Genomic DNA, 10,303 nt, shown 5'->3' on the forward strand with positions numbered 1-10,303 from the left:
AGATGCAATATAAACAGAGAATAATAAAAAACATGAAAAACCGAGCTAAACAATTTGGCCTGAAACTGGTGGAAGCAGCTGATGTGGCTGGGACTGATATTGCTGTGCCATCAACAATATAATTTAAAGTTTATTGGGAGTTTCAAATACATGCCAATTTCAGGCAAAAGGCTATAAGCGGATCTGAGTTTGAAATAAACCTGAAAAACGAGCTTAAAGGCAAGGCGATTGCGAAAGAGTGCAAAAAATGGATTGAACAGAAAGTAGAATTCAAAACAAATATCGACAATAAATACATACAGCCGCATATTTCGCTCGTAAACAATGATAACAGCTATGTGTACATGGGCATCAATGAATTCAGCAGTGCCGGTTTTGGATATGAGAAAGACAACTCGATACTGCATCAGATTATTAAAACCGATGACTATGCGACAACCAGTCAATACTTGCAGAATTTTGAAGATATTTGGAATGACGAGAAAACATTAAAAAATGTAACGAACGAAGTTGTTGGTTACATTGCTGATCTCTATAAAGAAAACCCCCCGGAATTTATCTATTATCTCACTCTATTTAATATTTTCAATGAATTCCTTGAAGATATTTCAGAAGATGAACTGGCGAACGAAAAAACGGGATTTAAAGAATCGATAATCTGGAACAAGCTCTATGACTTTCAGCGTGATGCTGTTCTGGGCATTATCAATAAACTGGAGCGGCATAACGGCTGTATACTTGCTGACAGTGTCGGACTTGGTAAAACATTCACGGCGTTAGGTGTCATAAAATATTATCAGGAAAGAAACCGCACGGTACTTGTACTCTGTCCCAAAAAATTGGGAGATAACTGGCAGACTTTTTTAAACAACTATGAAGACAACCCACTGGTCAAAGATCGTTTAAATTATGATGTCTTATTCCATACAGACTTATCAAGAGAAAAAGGTGAATCTAATGGAATAGATTTATCACGTATAAACTGGGGCAATTATGATCTGGTGGTCATTGATGAATCGCATAACTTCAGAAATAATGATCCACGTAAAGATAGAGTGACCCGCTACCAGAAGCTGCTTAACGATGTCATGAAGGCTGGTGTTAAAACAAAAGTCCTAATGCTTTCAGCAACACCTGTTAATAACAGATTTACGGATTTAAAAAACCAGATTGCTTTGGCGTGGGAAGGAGAAACCGGGAAGACAGATGACAATCTGGGTACTGAAAAATCAGTTGAAACAATTTTATCCAATGCGCAGAAAATCTTTAATGACTGGACTAAACTGCCGGTAGAAGAACGAAGCAGTCAGGCGCTGCTTGCCAGCCTCAATATGAATTTTGATTTTTTTAAACTGCTTGATAGCGTTACCATTGCCAGAAGCAGAAAACATATCGAAAAATATTATGACATCAATAAAATCGGCAAGTTCCCTAATCGATTAAAGCCAATTACACACCATGCGGATATTACTGATCTTGAAGGCTTTATTGAGATATCGGAACTCTACAAAGAACTCTCAAGGCTGAACCTGGCTATCTATTCGCCTACAGAATATATTCTGGACAGTAAACGAAGCTTTTATAGTGAGTTATACGACACCAACATCAGTGAAAAAGTAAGCTTTAAACAATCGCACCGGGAAAAAAGCCTGCAAACCCTTATGCGGGTAAACTTGCTTAAGAGGCTTGAAAGCTCTGTCGATTCATTCAGAATCACCCTTAGTAAATTTATAAAAGAGAATGAAATTACCATAGGAAAAATTGAGGATTTTGAAAAGAAAGGCACTCAAGGTTTTGCCGAATCAACCCAACTGAATGATATTAACATAGACTCAGAAAGTGATGACTGGCTGAGTGATGAAATGAGTGTAGGCGGCAAAGTTAAGGTAAACCTTGTCGATATGAACACATCCGGCTGGAAACATGATTTGCAGGCAGATATATTTGTTGCAAAAGCCATATTTAAAGAGATGGCAAAAGTTACGCCGAAACATGATACAAAGCTCCGGGATTTAAAGAATTTCATCAAGAAGAAACTGGAATCTCCTATAAATCCGGGGAATCGCAAAATTCTAATTTTTAGCGCTTTTGCCGATACGGTGAACTATCTCTATCAGAACCTTGCTGACTACAATATGAAAGTCCACAACCTGGCAACCGCAAAGATAACAGGCTCTGATAACAATCAAAACACACTAAAGATAGACAACAGCTTTAATAACCTTCTTATAAACTTTTCCCCCCGTTCAAAAGAACGCAGAAAACAGGATGCCCCTGAAATAGATATTCTGATTGCAACAGACTGTATATCAGAGGGACAAAACTTGCAGGATTGCGACACACTCATAAATTACGATATCCACTGGAATCCAGTCCGCATTATCCAGCGGTTTGGTCGAATAGACAGAATCGGGTCTATAAATAAAGATATTCAGCTCGTCAACTTCTGGCCGCAGCTTTCTCTTGATGACTATATCAATTTGAAAAACCGGGTCGAAAGTAAAATGTTCATGGTGGACGCAACTGCTTCCGGCGAAGATAATGTACTCACCAATAAATCATCAGATCTGCTTTTCAGAAAAAAACAGCTTGAAAAGTTGCAGGAAGAAGTAGTGGATATTGAAGAAATGGGTTCAGGAGTATCCATAACCGATCTTGGCTTAAATGATTTCCGAATGGACCTGGTGAATTATATCAAAGAGCATGGCAGCCTTGAGAGGGTTGCGAATGGCATGCATACTGTATGCAAAGAGGATACTGAACGGGGCATTGAAGAAGGCGTTGTTTTTGTTTTAAAGAATATCAATAATGAAATCAATATTGACAAAACAAACCAGCTCCACCCGTTTTATCTGGTATATATAAAAGCAGATGGTTCAATTCTGTCCAACCATTTAAATGTTAAAAACACACTGGATATCCTGCGAACCCTGTGCAAGGGAAAAAGTGAACCGATCAAAGAAGTATATGATCTTTTTAATGATGAAACCGATGATGGCAAAAATATGTCGAAGTATTCCGGTTTACTCAATAAGTCCATTGAAGCGGTGCTCAATGTCAAAGATGAAGGCGATGTTGATAGTCTTTTTACAGCAGGCGGTACCACTGCCCTGATGAATAATATAAAAGGTCTGGAAGATTTTGAGCTATTAACTTTTGTGGCGGTAAAATAATGAAGACAAATAACCACGAAACACACGAAAGGCACGAAAAGAGGAAAAACATTTTTAATTCTTCTTTCGAGTGTTTCGTGGTAAAAAATAAGGACGTACAGTAATGGAAAATGAAGGGCGCGAAAAAATACTTTATAAAGATGAATGTTTTTTAATTCAGGGAGCAATCTTTGAAGTATATCGTGAGATGGGATGTGGCTTTTTGGAAGCTGTATATCAGGAATGTCTTGAAAAAGAGCTTACTTGTAAAGGAATTCCCTTTTATTCTCAGAAAGAAATTCTTCTTACTTACAAGGGGGAAAAACTTGAACAACGGTACAAACCGGATTTAATCTGCTATGATAAAATAATTGTTGAGTTAAAAGCCGTTACGGAATTGGCTAATGAGCACAAAGCACAATTGTTTAATTACTTAAAGGCTACAGGCCATAAACTTGGTTTACTTGTCAATTTTGGTCATCATCCGAAGGTGCAAATTGAAAGGATAATTTTATAAACCATGAAATACACGAAAATCACAAAATTTGGAAAAGAGTTTTTGCTCTTCTTTCGAGTATTTCGTGTGTTTCGTGGTAAAAAGAGTGAATTGTGAATGATGAATTAAAACTGCCAAAAGAGTCTTTTGTAAATAAGTTTATTGCAAAAACCAAATTTTACGAAAAGGCAACGCTCAGTTCAAAGCTTCAGAAGGAATTTGTCGATAAAATTCAAAAAATCACCTGGAAGTATAAACTTGCCGAAAGCACAGTAGGCATAACCAAAACAGACACAGTTACAGAGATACAAATATTTGAAATTGAGTTGAAAGAACTGGTAATCCCTAAAAAAGTACTTCAGGTTATTGATAAAACCATACCGTATAAGATTTTATACCGATTTGTTTTTAATGAGAGCGTGGCGTATGGAATAACACTGAAAGAAAATACCAGTGTTGAAAACTACTATTTTTCCGACTGGAATGAAGATATGCTTTTTGATTTTACTGGTATTAATCTGGAAAAGGTCTATCAAAAATTGGTGAGGGCATTTATCCGGAACAAAGCAAAAACGAAAAGCAGTTTTCAGGAAATTATTGATGTTGATAAAAAGATTAAGACATTAGAAAACGAGATAACCGCTCTGGAAGTTAAAATTTCAAAGGAAAAACAGTTTAACCGCAAAGTTGAGATAAATAAGATTCTGCTGGCAAAGAAAGCTGAGTTGAAGAGGATTGTTGAAGAATGAACCACGAAACACACGAAAGACACGAAAATAGGGAAAGCGTTTTTAATTTTCTTTCGAGTATTTCGTGTGTTTCGTGGTAAAAAAAATAAGGAGTTATAGCAAGTGGACAAACTGAAAATGCAGACACCGGACTTGACGGATAAAAATATAGAACAGATTGCGGCTCTTTTCCCTAATGTAATTACCGAAACAAAAGATGAAAACGGCAATCTTAGAAAGGCTGTTGATTTTGACCTGCTCAAACAGAGTTTATCCAAAAATCTTGTGGAAACCGATGACGAACGCTACCGGCTGGACTGGCCGGGGAAAAAGGCTTCACTCCTAAAAGCCAATACGCCCATTACCAAAACATTGCGACCGTGCAGAGAAGAATCGGTAAATTTTGATACCACCGAAAACCTGTATATCGAAGGCGATAATTTTGAAGTGCTGAAAATTTTACAGGAGAGTTATCTCGGCAAAGTGAAGATGATCTATATTGATCCGCCGTATAATACAGGTAATGATTTTATCTATAAAGATGATTTTAAAAAGAGCAAAGAAGCGTATGAAGAAGAACTTGGTGTAGAGGATGAAGAAGGCGGAAAGCTTTTTAAGAATACAGACAGTAACGGCAGGTTTCATTCCGATTGGCTGAGTATGATGTATGAAAGGCTTATAATAGCAAGGGATTTGTTGGCTGGTGATGGGCTTATTGCGGTATCTATTCATGATACAGAGCTTTTTCAATTAGGCAAAATCCTTGATGAAATCTTTGGTGAAGGAAATAAATTAGCATGCGCGCCATGGTTATCAGAAGCAAGTGGGGGTAAAGAAAAAACAGGGCTCCGAACGGGCCATGAATACTTACTTATTTATTATAAGAATTCCATTATTAATATTTCTCAAGAAGAACGTTCAACTGGTGGGTTAAATCAGAAAGATATAAACGGACCTTATAGAAAAGGACGTGAGCTAATGAAATGGGGTGGTGTATCTTTAAGAGAAGATAGGCCCAATCAATTTTACCCATTAGTCACGCCTAAGGGTATTGAGGTGGTTCCATATAGAAACGATGGGAAAGAAGGTCATTGGCGCTGGGGCAAAAATAATCCACTAATTGTTGTAGCACTAAAAGATCCTGATTTTTTTCATTGGGAACTTAGGAATTATGACTCCGGGGTTAGCGTGAATGGGAAAACAGAAAGATGGGTACCCTATGAAAAAATTAGAGATATTAAAAAATCAGTAGGATGGAGTACTTGGCTGGATAAATACGGTTCTAATGCTGATGCTACTAGAGAATTAAAAGAACTATTTGATTTTAAGCCTTTTGATACTCCCAAACCTACACAATTGATAAAATGGTTTATAAATCTTTACTCTGACGATAATGCTATTGTGTTGGATTTTTTTTCTGGCTCAGCAGCAACAGCCCACGCAGTAATGCAGCTCAACGCCGAAGATAACGGCAACCGCAAATTCATCATGGTACAACTCCCCGAAAAAACCGACGAAAACAGCGAAGCCTACCAAGCAGGTTACAAAACCATTGCCGAAATCGGCAAAGAACGCATCCGCCGTGCAGGGAAGAAAATAATAGAAGAATTAACCACGAAAAACACGAAAAAAGAGAACAAAGAATATGATCTGTTTGGCGAGGTCAACAACAAAAATTCTGATCCCCTTTCGGGTATTTCGAGTGTTTCGTGGTCAAAAAATATCGATATCGGCTTTCGTGTTTACAAAACCGCCGATAGCAACATGAAAAATGTGTTTTATCATCCGAGTGAACTCAAACAGGAGCAACTCAGTTTTCTTGAAAGCAACATCGAAGAAGACCGCACCCCAGAAGACCTTTTAACTCAAGTTATTCTTGATCTCGGTCTTGAACTCTCCTTGCCCATAGAAACAAAAAAGATACTCGGCAACACAGTTTTTATCGTCCAGACCAATGCTCTTGTCGCCTGTTTTGATAATGACATTGATTTTAAAATTATCGATACCATAGCGGATTTAAAACCTTTTAAAGTAGTATTTAAAGATGCCGGCTTCAAAGACGACAAAGACCGCATAAATGTGGAAGAGCGGTTTAAAAGGCTGTCGCCGGAAACGAAAGTGATGGTGATATAATTATGAAAAAAGATAATGAAAAGCTGACAGAGTTTTTGCTGTATAAGAATCCCAATGGTGAAATCAAAATTGATGTTTATTTGTATAATGAGACTATTTGGCTGCCGCAAAAAAAAATAGCTCAACTTTTTGATGTTGGCGTTCCTGCTATATCTAAGCATTTAAAAAATATTTTTGAGACCAACGAACTTGATGAAAAAGTGGTTGTTTCCATTTTGGAAATACCCACTCAGCATGGCGCTATTGAGGGGAAAACCCAAGTAAACCAGACTAAATTTTACAATCTTGATGCCATTATTGCAGTTGGTTACAGGGTAAATTCTCTTCGAGCAACCCAGTTTCGTATCTGGGCAACACAAGTTCTTAAAGAATATATAATTAAAGGCTACACAATGGATGTGGAGCGTTTGAAAAATCCAAAACCTCTTTTCGGTAAAGACTATTTTGATGAGCAGCTCGAAAAGATAAGGGACATCCGCAGTAGCGAAAGAAGGCTATATCAAAAAATTACAGACATTTATGCTGAATGCAGTATTGATTATGATGTGAACGCAGAGACTACAAAATTGTTTTTCGCAACAGTTCAAAATAAACTTCACTGGGCAATTACAAAGCAGACAGCGGCTGAAGTTATTGTATCCCGAGCAGATCACAAAAAAGATTATATGGGGCTTGCTTCGTGGAAAAATTCTCCTTATGGGAAAATTAGAAAATCAGATGTTTCAATTGCCAAAAATTATCTGACAGAAAAGGAATTAAAACCTCTGAACCGGATTGTCACTATGTATCTGGATTATGCAGAACATCAAGCAGAACGGGGAATCCCTATGACTATGAAAGATTGGGTGAAAAAGCTGGATGCATTTCTGCAGTTTAATGAAGAGGAAGTTCTTCAAAATGCGGGCAAAGTAACCGCAGAAATTGCCAAATCAATCGCCGAAAGTGAATTTGAAAAATACCGTCCTATACAAGACCGGCTTTTTGAATCAGATTTTGACCGGGAAATAAAAAAACTGCTGGAGACAAAAGAATGAAACTGATATTCAAACAGCAACCCTACCAGACTGATGCCACCATGGCCGTTGTCCGTTGTTTCGAAGGACAAAGCAAGGGATTTAGAAAAGAAGTTATCGGCAGGACAGAACTTTTTACTGAAGAGATTTTTTCCAACAAAAAGCTGGAAATTATAGATACTGATATTTTAAAGAATGTTCAAGCCTTGCAAAAAGAACAGGGATTAAAAACGATCAGTCGTTTGGACGGGCTCAATTTTACCATTGAGATGGAGACCGGTACAGGGAAAACCTATGTCTATACCAAAACCATGTACGAACTCAACAAGCACTATGGCTGGAACAAGTATATTATCATGGTGCCTTCCGTGGCTATCCGTGAAGGTGTACACAAATCCCTGGAGATAACAGCCGAGCATTTTCAGGAAATATACGGAAAAAAAATCCGGTTTTCGATTTACAACACCAACAATAAATCCAATTTAATAAACATTAAAAGCTTTGCGGACACTTCCAATATCGAAGTGATCATCATGAATTATCAGGCTTTCGCCACAACCAGCAAGGAATCCCGAAAGATTTATCAAAAACTGGATTCTTTACAGTCAGAGAGACCTATCGATATTATCAAGCGGGCACGACCGATTTTAATCATTGATGAACCTCAGCGTTTTGGTAAAAAGGCTGAAAAGATATTCACCGACAGAGAGTTCAATCAGCTTTTTACACTGCGATACTCTGCTACGCACAAAAAAGATTTCGAGTTCAATAAAATCTACCGCCTCGATGCCATTGATGCCTATAACCGGAAGCTTGTTAAAAAAATAAGTGTAAAGGGTATTGAAGTCGTTGGCAACTCCGGGACTAATTGTTATCTCTTTCTCGATAGAATACAGATTAGTACCAGCAAGTACCCCGTTGCCTATTTGGAGCTTGAGGTAAAACAGAGCAACGGCATACAGAAAAAAATCAGACAGATAAAAGAAAAGGATGATTTGTTTGTTTTCTCAAATGAACTCCAACAGTATAAAGGCTTTATTGTAAAAGAGATTAACGGATTAACCAACAGAGTTTCCTTTACTAATGGCGTGGAATTAACCGTTGGGCAAGCAACCGGCGATGTGGATGAAGAACATGTCCGCCGCATACAGATTCGGGAGACCGTAAAATCTCATATTGAAAAAGAGCGTATGATGTTTACAAAAGGCATAAAGGTTTTATCCCTCTTTTTTATTGATGAGGTGGCAAAATATCGGCTGTACGATAAAAGCAATAACCGGCAAAAAGGCGACTACGCAAAAGTATTTGAAGAGGAGTATAAGAGGGCAATCAGCGAGGTATGTTTGTTTGAAACTGATTACAATGACTATTTGCACAGATTTGCAGTGGATGAAATTCACAAAGGTTATTTCTCAATTGATAAAAAGGGGCGCTTTGTCAATTCAAAGGAAAAAAGAGGGGAAGGCGGAAGTGATGATGAAAGTGCATATGATCTTATTATGAAAAATAAAGAAAAGCTTTTAAGCCTGAGCGAACCTACCCGCTTTATCTTCTCTCATTCTGCACTGCGGGAAGGCTGGGATAATCCCAATGTGTTCCAAATATGCACTTTGAAACACAGCCAGTCGGAAATCAGTAAAAGACAGGAAATAGGACGGGGTTTGCGTATTTGCGTAAATTCCCAAGGTGAGCGCATGGACACTTCTGTTCTTGAAAGTGAATTTTTTGATATAAACAAATTAACTGTGGTTGCAAGCGAATCCTATGATTTTTTTGCAAAGGCTCTTCAGAATGAAATTGTAGCGTCACTATCCGAAAGACCGGGCAACCTTACCATTGATGTATTGAATAACCGTATATTAAAAAATGAAAAGGGCGAGAAATTCACCTTTGATAATCAGAGTTCAATGGATTTGATCTTTGATATGAAAATCAAGGGATATATTGATAATAATTACCAGATTACAGATACTTTAATAAAAGATATAGAAAGCAAAACATATGAAGTCCCCGAAAAATTAAAGGGTTTTGAAAGCTGTGTTTCAGAACTGCTGCAGAATATCTACACAACAGCAAACTTTACAGCCGCTGAAAATGAAAGCGCTAATAACATTAATGAACCTGTTTTAAAGCCGAATGATAATTTTGCTAAAATAGAGTTTCAGGATTTATGGAAAAAAATTAAAGTAAAGACCGTGTATGAAGTGGATTTTGCCAGTCAAGAACTTATAGAGAAATGTATAAAAACAATTGATACCAATCTGACGGTGAAAAAGGTTTTAATAAACATAACTTCCGGCGAACAACAGGACAAAATTGATGAGGCGACACTTAAAGCCGGTGAAAGCATGAAAAAGGAGAGAAGTATAACAGAAAAGGCAGATTCTCTCCTTGGTTCTTTGACGTATGACTTAGTGGCTGAAATTGCAAAAGAGACAACCCTTACCAGAAAAACAATCGTTAAAATATTGAAGGGTTTACGACGGGATACGTTCTATAACTTCAGAGTTAATCCGGAGAGTTTCATACAGGGGGCTGCACGAATTATAAACGGTGAAAAAGCGGCGATGCTCATAAATAACATTGTTTATTCAAAAACAGACAAGACTTATGATGACAGTATTTTTACCATAAATAATTTGTAACTATTCAGCGAAAAAAATGAAAAAGAAGTAAAAAAGTACTTGACAGGAATTTTGGTGCGAACTGCTTAAAGTAAATCTTTGATGAGAACAGAACAAATTTATTATACAGGGGTTTATCATAGTTTATTCTGAGGGC

4 protein-coding genes and 2 pseudogenes are annotated in these 10,303 nt (G+C 37.4%); all 6 read left to right on the forward strand.

What is annotated here, in order from left to right:
• The first annotated feature begins 137 nt into the window (after positions 1–137).
• Positions 138–3,173: pseudogene (locus KKC46_18455) on the forward strand (DEAD/DEAH box helicase family protein).
• A 103-nt stretch (positions 3,174–3,276) separates the two neighbouring features.
• The gene (locus KKC46_18460; GenBank protein MBU1055787.1) at positions 3,277–3,669 is read left to right on the forward strand and encodes a GxxExxY protein; all 393 of its coding nucleotides are present in this window, start codon (positions 3,277–3,279) and stop codon (positions 3,667–3,669) included.
• Positions 3,670–3,761: 92 nt separating this feature from the next.
• Positions 3,762–4,397, forward strand: coding sequence for a DUF4391 domain-containing protein (locus tag KKC46_18465; GenBank protein ID MBU1055788.1), 636 nt, complete (start codon positions 3,762–3,764; stop codon positions 4,395–4,397).
• 102 nt (positions 4,398–4,499) lie between these two features.
• Entirely contained in the window at positions 4,500–6,509 is a 2,010-nt protein-coding gene (locus tag KKC46_18470) for a site-specific DNA-methyltransferase (protein MBU1055789.1), read from the forward strand.
• A 2-nt stretch (positions 6,510–6,511) separates the two neighbouring features.
• Entirely contained in the window at positions 6,512–7,543 is a 1,032-nt protein-coding gene (locus KKC46_18475; GenBank protein MBU1055790.1) for a virulence RhuM family protein, read from the forward strand.
• Positions 7,540–10,164, forward strand: a pseudogene (locus KKC46_18480) (DEAD/DEAH box helicase family protein). The gene KKC46_18475 and the pseudogene KKC46_18480 overlap by 4 nt, the downstream one beginning before the upstream one ends.
• The last annotated feature ends 139 nt before the right edge of the window (positions 10,165–10,303 follow it).

Source organism: Pseudomonadota bacterium, assembly GCA_018817425.1.
Classification (GTDB): domain Bacteria; phylum Desulfobacterota; class Desulfobacteria; order Desulfobacterales; family RPRI01; genus RPRI01.

What these genes read in the sequence shown, in the direction of transcription:
- KKC46_18460 (MBU1055787.1), top strand. Translation starts at nt 3,277, where the DNA reads ATGGAAAATGAAGGGCGCGAAAAAATACTTTATAAAGATGAATGTTTT.
- KKC46_18475 (MBU1055790.1), top strand. Translation starts at nt 6,512, where the DNA reads ATGAAAAAAGATAATGAAAAGCTGACAGAGTTTTTGCTGTATAAGAAT.